Below are 15,540 nucleotides of genomic sequence, written 5' to 3' on the forward strand. Positions count from 1 at the left end.
AGGGCCGCGCAACCGCGCGGCCCTCATTCATGTCCCACGACCGGGCTTTCAGGCGGCCTTTTCGGCCTCCGTCTCGGTCAGAATGGTGTAGATCGTCCCCGGGTCCGGGTTTGCCCGCAGCTTGCTGCAGCGCTTGGCATCGCGCAGGCTGCGCGAGACGAGCGCAAGGGCCTTCAGGTGCTCGACCCCGGCATCCTCCGGCGCGAACAGCGCACAGACGAGATCCACGGGCTGCCGGTCGACGGAATCGAACGGCACAGGCTTGTCCAGCAGGATGAAGACCCCCACCACCTTGTCGAGCCCGCGCAGCCGCGCATGCGGCAGCGCCACGCCCTCTCCGACGCCGGTCGGCCCCAGAGCCTCACGCTCCATCAGCGCTTCGACTGTCGGCCCCGAGGGCAGGCCATAGGCACTCTCAGCGAGTGCCGCGATGTCCTGCATGAGGCGCTTCTTGCTCGAAGCGGTAGAGACGACCTTCACGGCCTCGGGTTTCACTAGATCCAGAAATTTCATGTCCAGTCCGTTTCGGGGGCGGCGCAGGGCTGCCTGCGATGGGCTCGGCGTTACGACGGCTCGATCCAGCCGATGTTTCCGTCGTCACGGCGATAGACAACGTTCACGCCGTCCTTTTTTTCGTTCCGGAACACCAGCACGGGGGCGCCGGCAAGTTCCATCTGCATCACTGCTTCACCGACCGATAGGGACGGGATCTTTGTCTGCATCTCTGCCACGATGATCGGCTGAAGCGTGTCGGGCTCTGATTCTTCCGAGTCGCTGTCGGTGGCGAGGATATAAGAGGATGCGCCCAGCAGATCAACGGGGTCCGTCCGTTCCCGCTTGTGATCCTTCAGCCGGCGCTTGTAGCGGCGCAACTGCTTGTCCATCTTTTCCGCACATGCATCGAATGCGGCATAGATCTCGGTCGCATGGGCCTTGGCCGCAGCCTCGAAGCCGCTGGACAGGTGAACGGTCGCCTCGCAGACGTATTCATGCGCGGATTTCGAAAAGACGACGGTCGCATCGGTGGGCCGTTGGGAGTATTTCTCCATCACAACGCCCAGTTCCTGTTTCACATGCGTCTGAAGCGCCTCGCCGATGTCGAGCTGCTTGCCGGTGATCTGATAGCGCATGTTTGCTCCTTCTCTTTATGGCGCCCTTTTCAGGCAGGCGCGCACCGGGCTGTCACGCTCGGCGCAGCTGGATCTGAAAGGGCGGGAAAGACGCCGGCCCCGCTTGCAGGGACACAATGGCCAAGGCCCGCGCTGCGCGGGGACCCCGGACCAAACCTGCAACCGTGGGATGCGTCATGACCCGATTGAGGTAGAAAAGCCCGATGCTGTCAATCGAAACCGGCAGCAAGGTTAGCCGATCCGAAAATTGTCGCCGAGGTAAACCCTGCGGACGTTCTCGTTCCGGACAACCTCTTCGGGCGTTCCGGACATCAGCACCTGCCCGTCATGCAGGATGTAGGCGCGATCGACGATTTCCAGCGTTTCCCGCACGTTGTGGTCGGTGATCAGGACACCGATACCGCGCGTCTTCAGATCGGCCACCAGGTGACGGATATCGGCCACGCTGATCGGGTCCACGCCGGCAAAGGGCTCGTCGAGCAGCAAGTACTTCGGGTCCGCCGCAAGGCACCGGGCGATCTCCACGCGGCGCCGCTCGCCGCCCGACAGGGCCAGCGCAGGAGCGCGGCGCAGGTGTTCGATCGAGAACTCGCCCAGCAGTTCCTCCAACCGCTCCCGGCGCCGGTGCACGTCACGCTCGGCGATGTCGAGCACGGCCGAGATATTGTCCTCGACGTTCAGCCCGCGAAAGATCGACATCTCCTGCGGCAGGTAGCCGATGCCGAGACGGGCGCGGCGGTACATCGGCAGATAGGTTGCATCGCGGCCGTCGATCGTCACCTGCCCGCTTTCCGGGTTCACCAGCCCGGCGATGGCATAGAAGGACGTGGTCTTGCCCGACCCGTTCGGCCCCAGTAGCGCCGCGACCTCGCCCCGGTCCACCTTAAGGGAGACATCACGGATCACCACGCGTTTGCGATAGCTCTTGCGCAGGTGATCCACCCGCAGGCCGCTACCGCCCTCGGTCAGTTTCAAATCGGGAGCGGGCGTCAATTGGCGCCGTCCGCGTTGCTGCCCTGGTCGATCACCGTGCGCACGCGCCCCGACATCTGCGCCGTGCCCGCGTTGAGGTCGACGGTCATGCTTTCGGCCATGAGCGCGTTGCCGCCCTGCGTCAGCAGCACGTCGCCGCGCATCACGATGCTGCCGCCGTTGATGTCGTAGTCGGCCTCCTCGGCCTCGGCCGCCTCTTCGCCGCTCACCAGCGTCACGCCGCCCCGGGCCTCCAGCCGTTCGATCCGACCCTGCCCCTCGACGTAGACGACAGTGACACGCGGCGCGGACAGGCGCATGTCGCCCTGACCGATCACCACGTTGCCGGTGTAGACGGCCGTACCGTCCGACTGGTTCACCCGAAGCTCGTCCGCGCTAACCTCGACGGGGGCATCAGTGGACTGCTGCATGTCGCCGAAAGCAACCTGTGCGCCCTGGGCGAAAACAGGCCCGGCCACCGCGAGTGCGGCGGCGATCAAGACAGCGAAACGTTTCATTCGTCAGACACCCCGGAATTCTGCGGCTCGTATACCATCTCCACGCCCTCGGTGAAGATCATTTGCACCTCGTCACCGGGCCCGGAGGGCAGAACCCGCATCTTGCCGGCGGTCAGGGTCCCGGCCGGCCCGTCGGCCCGGACCTCGCCGTCGCTTTCCAGGTCGATCCGGTCGATTGCGGCGTTCAGCCTCTCTGTCCGGACACGATATCCGGTCGAGCTGTCGATCTCGACACCCCCGCTCAGCGTGGCCATGGCCGATCCATCGGTGAAGATGGCGTTCGGCGCGCGGAAGTCCACCGTGCCGCCGTCCGTCAGGCCGATCCGTGCCGACAACTCGTCCGCCGCGATGCGCCCCCCGGACACCGGCCGGGCCCGCGTCGCCTCGAAGGTCAGTGCATCGCCGCGCTCGGTCGTCCCCGCGAAATAGGGCGATCCGACCTGCTCGTCGGCCCGGCCCGCCTCGCGTAACTGCTCAGCGAAGGGGATCTCCGCCTCGCTTCCGGTCTGCCGGGCGACAAGGAACATCGTCGACATCAGCGCCAGCGCCGAGAGCGGCAGCAGGATCTTCAGCCAGGCCACGACCTGAGAATATCGCCCCCCGGCGCGTGCCATCCGCCGACGCTCAGGAATGCGCAAAGATGTCGGTGTCCGGCCAGCCTGCAAGGTCCAGCCGCGCCCGCGTGGGCAGAAAGTCGAAACAGGCCTGCGCAAGGTCGCGCCGCCCCTCGCGCTCCAGCATGGCGTTCAGAACCTCGCGAAGCCCATGCAGATGCAACACATCCGAAGCGGCGTAGCTCCGCTGCGCGTCACTGAGATCGGCCGCGCCCCAATCGCTCGACTGCTGCTGCTTCGAAATATCGACCCCCAGCAGCTCCTGCGTCAGCGCCTTGAGCCCGTGGCGGTCGGTGTAGGTCCGCACCAGCCGGCTTGCGATCTTGGTGCAGTAGACCGGCGCCGCCAGCGCGCCGAAGGTGTTGTACATCGCCGCGATGTCGAAGCGCCCATAGTGGAAGAGCTTCAGCACCTGCGGATCTTCCAGCAGCCGCGCGAGGTTCGGCGCTTCGGTCTGGCCACGGGCCACCTGCACGAGATGCGCCTGCCCGTCACCGGCCGAAAGCTGCACGACGCAAAGCCGGTCGCGGTGCGGGTTCAGCCCCATGGTCTCGCAGTCGATCGCGACCACGGACCCCAGGTCCAGCGTGTCGGGCAGATCGCCCTGATACAGTCTCGGCGTCATCGTGAAACGTCCTTGCGGCGTGGCAGGACGGACATATCCACCCCCACGCGTTCTTGCAACGCGGCTCCGGGCCGACGGCACTTACAAAGCCTGCGAGCAGCGGTGCGACGCCTTCGATTCGCCGCAAACCTTCGTGCGAAGCGCCAAGGCACCCGCCCCAATTCGACCTGAACTATTAAGAAGAGGTTAACGCTGTAACATTCCGTGAGGTGTGCACTAGCGCTATACGTGTCGCACATCTGCGGCTAGGCGTTCCTTCCGATAGAGCAATCGCTCCGGGCCGGGAAGGCCCGTCGGCGCCCGCCTCAGAGCTCAACTGTTTCCTCGGCGGCAACCTGCGGCTCAGACGCCGGCAGCGGCTCTTCGCGCTTTGCCGTCCTTTTCTCAAGTATGCTCGCATCTCGAGCGCCGTCGAAATCTTCGCACCTGCAGCATGGCAAATTTGCGGCGCGATTGTTTCTATCGGTGGACCCCACCGCGACACCTGCAAGACCATCCGGCGCCGATGCACTCCGGCCTTCTCGGCAAGGCAAGAGGGCCATCACGCCCGCGGAAGAAGGGATTCAGCGCCAACTTCCATCCACCTGAAGTTGCGTCGCGATTGCCCTGTTGACGCCACAATGTGTCAGCGCCATAAGGTGAACGTCGGACCAGGACAAATTCACGCCACATTTGGCCGAAGTTCGGCCACACTGACCGCCTGCGTCTCCGAACCGAACAGAGGCACTTTTCATGACCGAGATCACTCGCACGCTACGCGGTAACGACTTCGATAAATTCATCGATGACTCGGTCTTTGCCACGAAGCCCCGGGGCAGTCTCTACCGCGACGGGTTCAAGCGTGCGCTCGACATCGTCCTGGTCCTGATCGCCGCACTCCCCGTCATGATCGTCATCGGCATGCTCGCCCTGATCGTGGCCCGCGACGGCGCATCGCCCTTCTACTTCCAGAAGCGCGTGGGCCGTGGCGGCCGGGTCTTCCGCATGATGAAGCTGCGCTCCATGGTGCCGAACGCCGACAGCCTGCTCGAGGCGCATCTCGCCGCCGACCCAGAGGCGCGCGCCGAGTGGAACCGCGACCAGAAGCTCCGCAACGACCCGCGCATCACCCCCATCGGCCGGTTCATCCGCAAAGCCTCGTTCGACGAGCTCCCCCAGCTCTGGAACGTGCTCAAGGGTGACATGGCCCTTGTCGGCCCCCGCCCGATGATGGTTGAGCAGCAGGATCTCTACCCGGGCAGCGCCTATTACGCGCTGCGCCCCGGCCTGACCGGCCCCTGGCAGGTTTCGGCTCGCAACGACTCCAGCTTCGCCGAGCGCTCGCACTACGATACCGGCTACCTGCGCGACATCTCCTTCACGACGGATCTTCGCATCATCGCCAAGACCGTCGACGTGGTGGCACGCGGCACCGGCTGCTGATCCCCAGCCAGCCTCCCCTCAAGAAGTCCCCAAGACCCCCCAATAAAAAAGCGCCGCGGAATTCCGCGGCGCTTTCTCTTTCGTGGCCCGAAACCGGTCTTACTGCTGGTTCGGCAGGATGACGATTTCGACGCGGCGGTTCTGGGCGCGACCTTCGGGCGTCAGGTTCGACGCAACCGGCGCATCCTCGCCACGGCCGATGACGGCGATGCGGCTCGCCGACACGCCCTCGGACAGGAGAACGCTCGACACGGCACGCGCGCGGCGCTCGGAAAGCGTCTGGTTGTAGGCGGCCGAACCGGTGTTGTCGGTGTGGCCCACGACCTGAACGGTGGTGTTGGGGTAGGACAGCAAGCTCTGGCCCACTTCGCGCAGATCGCCCTGAAGCGTCGGGCGCAGTTCCGCGCTGTCGGTCGCGAACAGGATGTCCTGCGGCATGGTCACGATCAGGCGGTCGCCAGTGTTGCGGATACTGGTGTTGCTGCCCAGCTGCTGGCGAAGCTCCGCTTCCTGCCGGTCCAGACGGTTGCCAATGACGGCACCCGCTGCCGCGCCCACCAGAGCGCCGGCCGCCGCGTTCTTGACGCGGTCGTCGTTGTTGCCACCGATGGCGCGCCCCGCCACGGCACCACCCAGCGCACCAAGCAGCGCGCCCTGTTGGCTGTTGCGGTTGGGGTTGTCGGGATTGTTCAGGCCCCCGGTCTCGGTGCAAGCGCTCAGCGCCATGGCACCGGCCAGCGGAAGGATCAGGAGAGTGCGTGCTCGCGTCATGTAAGCCTCTGTGTCTTTGCCCGCGAATGGGCGGAATGTAATGTCCATACTACTCCGAGCATCCGTACCTGCGCAGCCGCCACGAAAGGGCGTCGGCAATCCTCCGCCCATGAAGCCTGTCACGCGTCCTCGCGTGCCGCTTCCCAGGCAAGGATGGCCCGCTTCACCGGAAGGCCCCAGTGGTATCCCCCGAGCCCCCCGGATTTCCGCAAGGCCCTGTGGCACGGAATCAGGAAGCTGACCGGGTTACGCCCCACTGCCGTACCCACCGCGCGGACCGCGCGCGGGCTTCCAATGGCCTGGGCGATGTCCGAGTAGGTGGTCACATGGCCCGAAGGCACGGACAGGAGCGCTTCCCAAACCTTGATCTGGAACGGCGCCCCGATGAGGAACACCGGAACCTCCCCTTTTTGTTCCCCAAATGCCGCAGAAACCCAATCCTCCAGCGCCCCGGGGTCCTCCACGTAGCGCGCTCCGGGCCAACGCGACCGCAGATCTTCCATGGCCGCCTCCTCGCCGGTCTCGGCGGTGAAGGCGATGCCGCAGAGCCCGCGCTCCGTCCCCATGGCAAGCGCCGGCCCAAACGGGCTCTCGAAGCCCCCCCAGCGTATGGACAGCCCCTCGCCGCCGCGGGCGTAGTCGCCGGGTCGCATCGCCTCCCATCGCAGGAACAGGTCGTGCAGCCGCCCGGTGCCCGAAAGCCCGGTCTCATGCGCGGTCTCGAGCAGCGTGTGACGCTCGGCAAGAAGTGCCTTGGCGTGGCCCAGTGTCAGATACTGCTGGTATCGCTTGGGCGAGACACCGGCCCAGCGACTGAACAGCCGCTGGAAATGCGCGGGGCTCATGTTCAGCTCGGCGGCCAGCGCCTCGAGCGAGGCCCCCGGCCCCAGCCGGTCCACGGCCTCTATCGCCCGCCGCATGACCTGGAAGTGGTATCTGTCGTCCATCTCGTCCCGCGCCATGCCTAATCCTCCGACACTTCCCGCCCCGGTTTCACCCGATCTAGGCCTTCCGCCCACATCTGCCGACCCGAATGTTGCGCATCCCTCCCCCCCGATGCATACCACGCCCCATGGCGAAACAGCTCGACTACCATACCCTGCGGGAGATCTTCGACCGCTTCCACAAAGCAGAGCCGGAACCCCAGGGCGAGCTTCACCACGTCAATGCCTTCACCCTCGTCGTCGCGGTCGCGCTCTCCGCGCAGGCCACCGACGCGGGCGTGAACAAGGCCACAAGACGCCTCTTCGAGATCGCCGACACGCCGGACAAGATGCTGGCGCTCGGCGAAGAGGGGCTGATCGAGCACATCAAGACCATCGGTCTTTACCGCAACAAGGCGAAGAACGTCATCAAGCTCTCCCGCATCTTGTCGGAGGACTACGGCGGCGAGGTGCCCTGTTCCCGCGCGGCGCTGCAGGCGCTGCCCGGTGTCGGGCGCAAGACGGCCAATGTCGTGCTCAACATGTGGTGGCATTACCCGGCGCAGGCGGTGGACACCCACATCTTCCGCGTCGGCAACCGCACGGGCATCTGCCCGGGCAAGGACGTCGTCGCCGTCGAGCGCGCGATCGAGGACAACGTGCCCGTGGACTACCAGCGCCACGCGCACCACTGGCTCATCCTCCACGGACGCTACACCTGCGTCGCGCGCAAACCGAAATGCAAGGCGTGCCTGATAAGCGACCTATGCCAGTTCGAGGAAAAGACCCAATGAAACAGTACAAGGTTGTCGGCATCGGCAATGCCATCGTCGACGTGCTCACCCGGGCCGAGGACAGCTTTCTCGGGGACATGAACATCGAGAAGGGCATCATGCAGCTGGTCGAACGCGACCGCGCCGAAACGCTCTACGATGCCATGACCGACCGGGTCGAGGCGCCAGGCGGCTCGGTCGCCAACACGCTTGCGGGTCTCGGGAACCTCGGGCTCCCCACCGCCTTCATCGGCCGCGTGCGCGACGATGCGCTCGGCCGCGGCTACGCCACCGCGATGGAGGACGGCGGCACGGCCTTCGTCAACGCCCCCGTGGTCGAGGGCGAACTGCCCACCTCGCGCTGCATGATCTTCGTCTCGCCCGATGGCGAGCGCTCCATGAACACCTACCTCGGCATCTCGGCCGAGCTCGGCCCCGACGATGTGACCGAAAGCGTCGCCTCGGAGGCCGAGATCGTCTTCCTCGAAGGCTATCTCTTCGACAAGCCCAAGGGCAAGGACGCCTTCTACAAGTGCGCCCGCACCGCCCGCGCCGCCGGCGGCAAGGCCGGCATCGCCATCTCGGACCCCTTCTGCGTCGAACGCCACCGCGAGGATTTCCTCGCGCTGATCGAGCACGAGATGGACTACGTCATCGGCAACGAGGCCGAGATCCGCTCGCTCTACCAGAACGACGATCTGGAGGCCGACCTGCAGGCCGTGGGCAAGATCTGCCCGCTGGTGGTCTGCACGCGTTCCGGCGACGGAATCTCGATCCTGCACGAGGGCACGCGCATCGACATCCCCGTGACCAAGATCACCCCCGTGGACGCCACCGGCGCCGGTGACCAGTTCGCCGCCGGCTTCCTCTACGGGATGGCCACGGGCCGCGACATGGAAACCTGCGGCCGCATGGGCGCGGTTGCCGCGGCCGAGGTGATCGGCCACATGGGCCCGCGCCCCGAAACGGACCTTGGCGGGCTTTTCGCACAGGCCGGCCTCGTCTGACCGGGCGCGTCTGATTCCTGACGGGCCGGGGGCTCTGCCCCCGGACCCCCGGAGTATTTCCCCCAAGAAGAAGCAGGGGCGTGGCGCCCTCAGTGCGCCGCGGCCCAGTTCGGCCCCTGACCGGCCTCGACCACCAGCGGCACGTCGAGCTTCACCACCGGGTCGGCGGCGTTTTCCATGACCGTGCGCGCCGCGCCGACGAGGTCGTCGACCGCGCCTTCCTCGACCTCGAAGAGCAGTTCGTCGTGCACCTGCAGCAGCATGGTGGCGGGCAGTGCCTCGATGGCCGCGGGCATCCGGATCATCGCCCGCCGGATGATGTCGGCGGCGGTGCCCTGGATCGGCGCGTTGATGGCGGCGCGCTTGGCAAAGCCCGCCCGCGGACCCTTGGCGGCGATCTCGGGCGTATGGATCACCCGGCCGAAGAGCGTTTCCACCCGCTTGTGTTCCTTGGCGAAGGCCGTGGTCTTGTCCATGTAGGTCTTGATGCCGGGGAAACGCTCGAAATAGCGGTCGATGAAGCCCTGCGCCTCGGCCCGCGGGATGCGCAGGTTGCGCGCGAGCCCGAAGCCAGAGATCCCGTAGATCACGCCGAAGTTGATCGCCTTGGCCTGCCGTCGCACGTCCGAGGTCATCTCCTCCATGGGCACGTTGAACATCTCCGACGCGGTCAGCGCGTGGATGTCCTGTCCCTCGAGGAAGGCCTGCTTGAGTTCACCGATGCCGGCCATGTGGGCGAGGATGCGCAGTTCGATCTGTGAATAGTCGAGGCTCACCAGCACCTTGCCCGGCTCCGCGACAAAGGCCTCGCGGATGCGGCGGCCCTCCTCCGAGCGCACGGGGATGTTCTGCAGGTTCGGATCGTTCGACGCGAGCCGCCCGGTGTTGGCGCCCGCGATGGAATAGGAGGTGTGCACCCGGCCCGTGTCTCGGTTGATGTGTTCCTGCAGCGCGTCGGTATAGGTGGACTTGAGCTTGCTCACCTGCCGCCAGTCGAGCACCCGCGCCGGCAGGTCGTGTTCGGTCGCAAGATCCTCGAGGATGTCGGCCCCCGTGGCATAGGCGCCGGTCTTGCCCTTCTTGCCCCCGGCGATCCCCATCTTGTCGAAGAGGATCTCGCCCAGCTGCTTGGGGCTGCCGACGTTGAAGCTTTCGCCGGCCAGTTCGTGGATCTCGGATTCGAGCTGCGCCATCTTCTGGGCAAAGGCGCCGGACATGCGCGACAGCACATCGCGGTCCACCGCGATCCCTGCGCGTTCCATCGCCGCCAGCACCGGCACCAGCGGCCGTTCCAGACCCTCGTAGACGCGGGTCACATGGGCGCGGTGCAGCTGCGGCTTGAAGGTCTTCCACAGGCGCAGGGTGATGTCGGCATCCTCGGCGGCGTAGCGCGTGGCAGCATCGACCGGCACCTTGTCGAAGGTGATCTGCGACTTGCCGGTGCCGATGACCTCCTTGATGGGGATCGGCGTGTGGCCCAGGTAGCGCTCGCTCAGCGTGTCCATGCCGTGGCCGTGCAGCCCCGCGTTCATGGCGTAGGACATGAGCATCGTGTCGTCGATCGGCGCGATGTCGATACCGTAGCGGCCCAGCACCTTGGCGTCGTATTTCATGTTCTGGCCGATCTTCATGACGGCCGGATCCTCGAGCAGCGGCTTCAGCAGGTCGAGCGCCTCCTGAATCCCCATCTGCCCCGCGGTGACATCGCCATCCCCGAACAGGCCGCCGTCGCCCTCGCCGCGATGCGCCAGCGGCAGGTAGGCGGCATGGCCGGGCTCTATCGCGAAGGACAGGCCGACCAGATCGCAGGCCATCTCGTTCAGACCCGTGGTCTCGGTATCCACCGCGACCCAGCCGCGCCGGTAGGCGGCGTCGATCCAGGCCTTGAGCCCTCCGGCATCGGTCACGGTCTCGTAGACGGCCTCCTCGAAGGGCGGCATTTCGGGGGCATCGTCGGGATCGGCGGCCTCGGGCGCGGTCTCGGGGATCACCGGCGCCTCGGCGCCGAGTGTCTCGGCCACGCGGCGGCTGAGGCTGCGGAACTCCATCTCCGACAGGAAGCCCAGCAGCGCCTCGGGGTCGGGGTCGCGCAGCTGCAGGTCGTCGAGCGTGAAGTCGAGCGGCGTATTTGCATCCAGCAGCACCAGCCTCTTCGACAGCTCGATCTGCTCGCGCTTCTCGATCAGGGTCTGGCGGCGCTTGGGCTGCTTGATCTCTTCGGCGCGGTCCAGAAGATCCTCGAGCGTACCGAACTCGTTGATGAGCAGCGCCGCCGTCTTCACGCCGATGCCGGGCGCGCCGGGCACGTTGTCGACCGAATCCCCGGCCAGCGCCTGCACGTCGACCACCCGCTCGGGCGGGACGCCGAACTTCTCTTCCACCGCCTCGCGGTCGATGCGGCGGTTCTTCATGGCGTCGAACATCTCGACCCCGTCGCCCACCAGCTGCATCAGGTCCTTGTCCGAGCTCACGATGGTCACGCGCCCGCCGGCATCCCGCGCCTGGTGGGCCAGCGTGGCGATGATGTCATCGGCCTCGTAACCGGCGATTTCCTTGCAGGCCACGTTGAAGGCCTCGGTCGCGCGGCGGGTCAGCGGGATCTGCGGGCGCAGGTCCTCGGGCATCTCGTCCCGGTTGGCCTTGTACTGGTCGTACATGTCGTTGCGGAACGTGTGCGATCCCTTGTCGAAGATCACCGCGATATGCGTCGGCGCATCGCTGCCATGATCCTTGCCGACATACTGCAGCAACATGTTGCAAAAACCCTGCACCGCCCCCACCGGCATGCCGTCGGACTTGCGCGTCAACGGCGGCAGCGCGTGGAAGGCCCGGAAGATGAAGGCCGATCCGTCGATCAGGTGCAGGTGGCAGCCCGTGCCGAAACTCTCGTCCATCCCTCGTCCCCGCTGGCAGAAAACTCGGCCCGGTTCTGACAGGAAACGCCGGCCGCTTCCAGCGGCCATTGGCGTCAGCCGGGCATGACCTCAAGCGGGACGGCGGCGACAAGGAAAATCGCCACGAAGAAGACGATCGAGGCCGCGACCACGAAGCCGTGCCAGATCGTGTTGTGAAACGGCAGGCGCGAAACCATGAGAAAGGGCGTGCCCACCGAGTAGAGCACCCCGCCCACCACCATGAGCACGATGGCCGACATGGGCAGGGCGGCGATGATGTCCTGCCCGCCGATCACCACGGCCCAGCCCAGCCCAAGGCAGAGGCCCACCGCCACGCCGGAGGGCAGCGACCGCACGAAGAGCGTCAGCGCCATCGCCCCCGCCGCCGCCGTCCAGATCACCGTCAGCAGCCCCGACCCGGCGCCGGACAGCAGCGCGAAGGGCGTGTAGGTGCCCGCGATCTTGAGATGTATGGCCGACATGTCGAGCCTGCGGAAGAGCGCCGACCAGCGCGGCCGGCCGACGTGGTTATAGAGCAGCGAGGCCGTCAGCATCAGGATCAACGTCGCGCCGTAGATCGACACGCCGGCAATGCCCGCCGCATCCCCGCGCCAAACGGCGGTCAGGGTGATCAGCACGGGCACCGCGCCCACGGCAAGCGCCAGCGCCGCCAGGTGCACGATCATGTCACTGGCGAACTCGGCCCGGCTGTAGGGCCGCCGGTCAAGCGCGACCGGCGCGGGAAGGGGGGACTCGTCTGGGCTCATGTCACCAAGATAATGGCAGCCAGAGCTTTATCAAACGTGTCACGTGGTCCGGGGCGCAATCGCGCCGCTCAGACCTTGCCCTCGAAATCGCGGTGGACGAGCTTGGCATCGCAATAGGGGCATTCGACATAGCCCAGATCATGCGGGATCTGCAGCCACACGCGCGGGTGGCCCAGCGCCCCCTCGCCGCCATCGCAGGCGATGCGGTAGCTGTCGACGATGCGGGTTTCCGGTGCCTCGAGCGTCATGCGGTCATTCCCTTTCGCGTCTGCGTGAACTAGGTACGCCATGCGACGCAGCGGGGCAAGAGAGGCACGATGACACGCAACGCCATCGAGATCAGTGGACTGACCAAGACCTACCAGGGCGGAAAACAGGCGCTGAAGGGCGTCGACCTGAACGTGCCCGAGGGCTCGGTCTTCGGGCTGCTCGGCCCCAACGGCGCGGGCAAGTCCACCCTCATCAACATCCTCGCCGGGCTGGTCATCAAGACCGAGGGTCGCGTGAAGATCTGGGGCTGGGATCAGGACCAGAACCCGCGCCAGTCGCGCGCCGCCATCGGCGTCATGCCGCAGGAGCTCAACCTCGACCCCTTCTTCGCGCCGCGCGACGCGCTCGAGGTGCAGGCCGGGCTCTACGGCGTACCCAAAAGCCAGCGCCGCAGCGACGAGATTCTCGCGATGGTGGGCCTTGCCGACAAGGCCGAGGCCTACGCCCGCACGCTCTCGGGCGGCATGCGCCGCCGCCTGCTTCTGGCCAAGGCGCTGGTGCACAACCCGCAAGTGCTGGTGCTGGACGAACCCACCGCCGGCGTCGACATCGAGCTGCGCCAGATGCTCTGGGAAAACGTCCGCCGTCTCAACAAGGAGCACGGCCTGACGGTGATCCTCACCACCCACTACCTCGAGGAAGCCGAGCAGATGTGCGACGAGATCGCCATCATCAACCACGGCGAGCTGATCGCGCAGGACAGCACCCAGAACCTGCTGGGCCGCCTCGACGCCAAGACCATGGTGATCGAGCCCGACCACGACCCACAGAGCCTGCCCACACGCGACGGCATCGAGGTCACCCGCCGCCCCGACGGCACCATCGCGCTCAGCTACAACAGCTCCAAGACCTCCGCCGAAGAGGTGCTCGACTGCGTGCACGCCGCCGGCATCCGCATCCGCGACGTGCGCACCGAACAGGCCGACCTCGAGGACGTCTTCCTCAGCCTCACCCGCGACGCCGCCGCCTGAGTCGCGCCAGAGGCCCCGCCCCAGAATCACGTCTAAACGCAGGCCAAACGCGCCCCCCTCTCCCCTCGGGGGAGAGGGCCGGGGTGAGGGGCGCAGCACGCCCGGAACCAGACCTGGTGCTCACGGCCCGCCCCCCAACGCGTCACCACCCCTCGGGCAGCTCCACCGGCACGTACTTCCGGATGCCGTGGAAGAAGATGTCGATCTCTAGCGCCAGCCCCACCTCGAAATCGTTGAGCTCCGCCCCGCTCCAGCGGTGCTGCTCGAGCCGCGCAAGGAAATCCCGGCGCACCCGGTCATCGCCCGCGTCAAGCGGCAGGTCGCCCGCCGCACGCAGCAGGTCGATGCGCTTGTGAACCTCGCGCATGCCGGAAAACGCCTCCATCATCGGCCGGGTCAGGCGCGGATCGCTCTGCCAGGACCGGCCGCCGAAGACCTCCTGCACGACACGGTTGCCCGCGCCCAGGCAATCGTAGGCAACGCAGCCCGGAAAACCCTCTTCCGTCAGCCTGTCGTGGATCGAGCAGCTGTGCCCGGACAGGTTCGGACAGGGCTCGCCCGGGTTCTTGTCGAAGGCGAAATCCTTGCCCTTGTCGAAAGCCAGCGCGATGCAGCACAGGGCCGCGCATTTGGAACAATCGGTCTTCAGGTGGTCGGTCTCAGGAAGCGTCTCGGGCATGGCATCTTTCGGGTATCAGGGGTCCGGCCAGGGCTTTGCCAACCCGCCCTATCCCGCGGAACGCCGCCGGATTGCAAGGACCACCCGCAACCGCTGCGAAGCACTCATCCCCAATGCGTCATGGGGTAGCCACGAAGGTTTGGCCATCGACCGGCTGCAATCGTCCGAGAGCGGCCGTCTTTTCTCATCCCCGAGGATCAAGAGGGCCGCAATGGGGACGGAGCTGGCTTTTTTAAACGCAGGGTTTAGTGCCGCTCGCAGCGGAACTGGATCGTTTCCCGAAAATCGATCACATAGAGAGGCAACTTGTTTCGGGGAATAACATTTGGTCATCGAGCCTTTTCTATCTTGTGTCGTTGATTGCACCCGGATTGTAATCCGATAGATATTCCCCAAACAGGGCGCAAAGCTCAGAAAAGGAGATCCTCAAGTCCGCAGAGCTAACGGAAACTCCATCGCGGCAAAAGGGATTATTGAGCCAACTTGTTGCACGACCAATAGGAGAGGGCTTTATCTGACGCATCGATTCACTTGTCAGCTGGATACGAAGCGACGAAGCTCCTCCAAGCGACCAGATGGAAATACGCGAAACTGCGTTCCAAGGCACTTCCTGTTTGAAAAAGCGCTTGTCCCAAAAGCCCTGCGGTGACAGCTCGACTGGTTGGATATGTCCAAAGATCAGTCTATGGAGGCCAAGCAGCAGGCATAGCCCGAAGATTGGGGTGCCGATCCAGCCAAAGAACACCGATACCTGACCACGGGTGTCTACTGCGCCGCCTTGAATCAGCCACATCCCAAGGGGCACACCGGTCGCTGCGATAGCAACGTTCCTGAGTAACTTTGAAGCTGATTTTTGAATTACGGTGCAGCCCTGAGTCGTTCGGCTCATCGATGGTTTGGCTCTCGTGATTTCGCGTGCGTTATATGCTTGGCAGATCCAACGTCAAAAGTAGTATCACTTGCTGCTCGACCTACGAATTCTCAGCGCCCTGCTTTGAACAGCCTTTGATTTCGCAATACGCTGCGGCCGCTGCATGCTGCGCGACCATATTGGAGCAAGATGTCCTCTACCAGCCATCCGGCACTACCCCACGCTACCTCTGGTACTTGGCTTTGATGCTGTAACCGCCCCCCGACGGCATCGCTGTGCCAAGGTGGGATCGCAACAATCCTTAATGGGAGGCGGTCATGTCAAAGATTACCA

At 65.4% G+C, this 15,540-nt stretch carries 17 protein-coding genes; 4 read left to right on the forward strand and 13 right to left on the reverse strand.

Features of this window, described 5'->3' with window-relative positions; translation table 11 throughout:
- Window positions 1–48: 48 nt before the first annotated feature.
- From C8N44_RS04840 to C8N44_RS04865, 6 genes are all read right to left on the reverse strand, one after another.
- A complete protein-coding gene (locus C8N44_RS04840) occupies window positions 49–513 on the reverse strand; it encodes a PTS sugar transporter subunit IIA (protein ID WP_107975039.1) in 465 nt (154 codons plus the stop codon).
- A 50-nt stretch (window positions 514–563) separates the two neighbouring features.
- Entirely contained in the window at window positions 564–1,130 is a 567-nt protein-coding gene (gene hpf, locus C8N44_RS04845; RefSeq protein ID WP_107975040.1) for a ribosome hibernation-promoting factor, HPF/YfiA family, read from the reverse strand.
- 231 nt (window positions 1,131–1,361) lie between these two features.
- The gene (lptB, locus tag C8N44_RS04850) at window positions 1,362–2,123 is read right to left on the reverse strand and encodes an LPS export ABC transporter ATP-binding protein (protein ID WP_107975041.1); all 762 of its coding nucleotides are present in this window, start codon (window positions 2,121–2,123) and stop codon (window positions 1,362–1,364) included.
- Window positions 2,120–2,620, reverse strand: coding sequence for a lipopolysaccharide transport periplasmic protein LptA (gene lptA / locus C8N44_RS04855; RefSeq protein WP_107975042.1), 501 nt, complete (start codon window positions 2,618–2,620; stop codon window positions 2,120–2,122). The genes lptB and lptA overlap by 4 nt, the downstream gene beginning before the upstream one ends.
- Window positions 2,617–3,234 carry an LPS export ABC transporter periplasmic protein LptC gene (gene lptC / locus C8N44_RS04860; RefSeq protein WP_107975043.1) on the reverse strand — a complete coding sequence of 206 codons (618 nt, stop codon included), beginning with the start codon at window positions 3,232–3,234 and terminating at the stop codon, window positions 2,617–2,619. Before lptC ends, lptA begins: the two co-directional genes overlap by 4 nt.
- Before the next feature lie 10 nt (window positions 3,235–3,244).
- The gene (locus C8N44_RS04865) at window positions 3,245–3,859 is read right to left on the reverse strand and encodes a ribonuclease D (protein ID WP_107975044.1); all 615 of its coding nucleotides are present in this window, start codon (window positions 3,857–3,859) and stop codon (window positions 3,245–3,247) included.
- A 732-nt stretch (window positions 3,860–4,591) separates the two neighbouring features.
- Here C8N44_RS04865 and C8N44_RS04870 point away from each other — a divergent pair.
- On the forward strand, window positions 4,592–5,281 hold the full coding sequence (locus tag C8N44_RS04870; protein WP_107975045.1) for a sugar transferase: 690 nt from the start codon (window positions 4,592–4,594) through the stop codon (window positions 5,279–5,281).
- A 99-nt stretch (window positions 5,282–5,380) separates the two neighbouring features.
- Here C8N44_RS04870 and C8N44_RS24025 read toward each other — a convergent pair whose 3' ends face one another.
- Together C8N44_RS24025 and C8N44_RS04880 are read right to left on the reverse strand one after the other, a co-directional pair.
- Window positions 5,381–6,052 (reverse strand): YiaD family glycine zipper/OmpA-like lipoprotein, encoded by a 672-nt coding sequence (locus C8N44_RS24025; RefSeq protein ID WP_107975046.1) that lies wholly within the window; start codon window positions 6,050–6,052, stop codon window positions 5,381–5,383.
- Window positions 6,053–6,171: 119 nt separating this feature from the next.
- Window positions 6,172–7,014: a methylated-DNA--[protein]-cysteine S-methyltransferase gene (locus tag C8N44_RS04880; protein ID WP_107975047.1), complete on the reverse strand. Its 843-nt coding sequence runs from the start codon at window positions 7,012–7,014 to the stop codon at window positions 6,172–6,174.
- Window positions 7,015–7,124: 110 nt separating this feature from the next.
- On the opposite strand from C8N44_RS04880, the gene nth reads away from it, so the two are divergent.
- Window positions 7,125–7,769, forward strand: coding sequence for an endonuclease III (gene nth / locus C8N44_RS04885; RefSeq protein WP_107975048.1), 645 nt, complete (start codon window positions 7,125–7,127; stop codon window positions 7,767–7,769).
- Entirely contained in the window at window positions 7,766–8,755 is a 990-nt protein-coding gene (locus C8N44_RS04890) for an adenosine kinase (RefSeq protein ID WP_107975049.1), read from the forward strand. Before nth ends, C8N44_RS04890 begins: the two co-directional genes overlap by 4 nt.
- A gap of 89 nt (window positions 8,756–8,844) precedes the next feature.
- Here the strand turns inward: C8N44_RS04890 and polA are convergent, their stop codons facing one another.
- From polA to C8N44_RS04905, 3 genes are all read right to left on the reverse strand, one after another.
- Window positions 8,845–11,649 (reverse strand): DNA polymerase I, encoded by a 2,805-nt coding sequence (gene polA / locus C8N44_RS04895; protein WP_107975050.1) that lies wholly within the window; start codon window positions 11,647–11,649, stop codon window positions 8,845–8,847.
- A 74-nt stretch (window positions 11,650–11,723) separates the two neighbouring features.
- Window positions 11,724–12,416: a PAQR family membrane homeostasis protein TrhA gene (gene trhA / locus C8N44_RS04900; protein WP_107975051.1), complete on the reverse strand. Its 693-nt coding sequence runs from the start codon at window positions 12,414–12,416 to the stop codon at window positions 11,724–11,726.
- A gap of 68 nt (window positions 12,417–12,484) precedes the next feature.
- Window positions 12,485–12,664, reverse strand: a complete 180-nt coding sequence (locus tag C8N44_RS04905; protein WP_107975052.1) for a zinc-finger domain-containing protein — start codon at window positions 12,662–12,664, stop codon at window positions 12,485–12,487.
- A gap of 69 nt (window positions 12,665–12,733) precedes the next feature.
- On the opposite strand from C8N44_RS04905, the gene C8N44_RS04910 reads away from it, so the two are divergent.
- Window positions 12,734–13,657, forward strand: a complete 924-nt coding sequence (locus tag C8N44_RS04910; RefSeq protein WP_107975053.1) for an ABC transporter ATP-binding protein — start codon at window positions 12,734–12,736, stop codon at window positions 13,655–13,657.
- 142 nt (window positions 13,658–13,799) lie between these two features.
- On the opposite strand, the gene C8N44_RS04915 is transcribed toward C8N44_RS04910, so the two are convergent.
- Window positions 13,800–14,336: a hypothetical protein gene (locus C8N44_RS04915; RefSeq protein WP_107975054.1), complete on the reverse strand. Its 537-nt coding sequence runs from the start codon at window positions 14,334–14,336 to the stop codon at window positions 13,800–13,802.
- Window positions 14,337–14,679: 343 nt separating this feature from the next.
- A complete protein-coding gene (locus tag C8N44_RS23110; RefSeq protein ID WP_146178804.1) occupies window positions 14,680–15,225 on the reverse strand; it encodes an STM3941 family protein in 546 nt (181 codons plus the stop codon).
- Window positions 15,226–15,540 lie beyond the last annotated feature (315 nt).

The sequence above is a fragment of the Allosediminivita pacifica genome (genome assembly GCF_003054175.1).
Lineage (GTDB): Bacteria > Pseudomonadota > Alphaproteobacteria > Rhodobacterales > Rhodobacteraceae > Allosediminivita > Allosediminivita pacifica.

Coding starts and splice junctions, on each gene's coding strand:
- polA (WP_107975050.1), bottom strand. CDS start 11,649: ATGGACGAGAGTTTCGGCACGGGCTGCCACCTGCACCTGATCGACGGA.
- C8N44_RS04890 (WP_107975049.1), top strand. CDS start 7,766: ATGAAACAGTACAAGGTTGTCGGCATCGGCAATGCCATCGTCGACGTG.
- C8N44_RS23110 (WP_146178804.1), bottom strand. CDS start 15,225: ATGAGCCGAACGACTCAGGGCTGCACCGTAATTCAAAAATCAGCTTCA.
- C8N44_RS04865 (WP_107975044.1), bottom strand. CDS start 3,859: ATGACGCCGAGACTGTATCAGGGCGATCTGCCCGACACGCTGGACCTG.
- C8N44_RS04905 (WP_107975052.1), bottom strand. CDS start 12,664: ATGACGCTCGAGGCACCGGAAACCCGCATCGTCGACAGCTACCGCATC.
- C8N44_RS24025 (WP_107975046.1), bottom strand. CDS start 6,052: ATGACGCGAGCACGCACTCTCCTGATCCTTCCGCTGGCCGGTGCCATG.
- C8N44_RS04880 (WP_107975047.1), bottom strand. CDS start 7,014: ATGGCGCGGGACGAGATGGACGACAGATACCACTTCCAGGTCATGCGG.
- hpf (WP_107975040.1), bottom strand. CDS start 1,130: ATGCGCTATCAGATCACCGGCAAGCAGCTCGACATCGGCGAGGCGCTT.
- trhA (WP_107975051.1), bottom strand. CDS start 12,416: ATGAGCCCAGACGAGTCCCCCCTTCCCGCGCCGGTCGCGCTTGACCGG.
- nth (WP_107975048.1), top strand. CDS start 7,125: ATGGCGAAACAGCTCGACTACCATACCCTGCGGGAGATCTTCGACCGC.
- lptC (WP_107975043.1), bottom strand. CDS start 3,234: ATGGCACGCGCCGGGGGGCGATATTCTCAGGTCGTGGCCTGGCTGAAG.
- C8N44_RS04870 (WP_107975045.1), top strand. CDS start 4,592: ATGACCGAGATCACTCGCACGCTACGCGGTAACGACTTCGATAAATTC.
- C8N44_RS04840 (WP_107975039.1), bottom strand. CDS start 513: ATGAAATTTCTGGATCTAGTGAAACCCGAGGCCGTGAAGGTCGTCTCT.
- lptA (WP_107975042.1), bottom strand. CDS start 2,620: ATGAAACGTTTCGCTGTCTTGATCGCCGCCGCACTCGCGGTGGCCGGG.
- C8N44_RS04910 (WP_107975053.1), top strand. CDS start 12,734: ATGACACGCAACGCCATCGAGATCAGTGGACTGACCAAGACCTACCAG.
- C8N44_RS04915 (WP_107975054.1), bottom strand. CDS start 14,336: ATGCCCGAGACGCTTCCTGAGACCGACCACCTGAAGACCGATTGTTCC.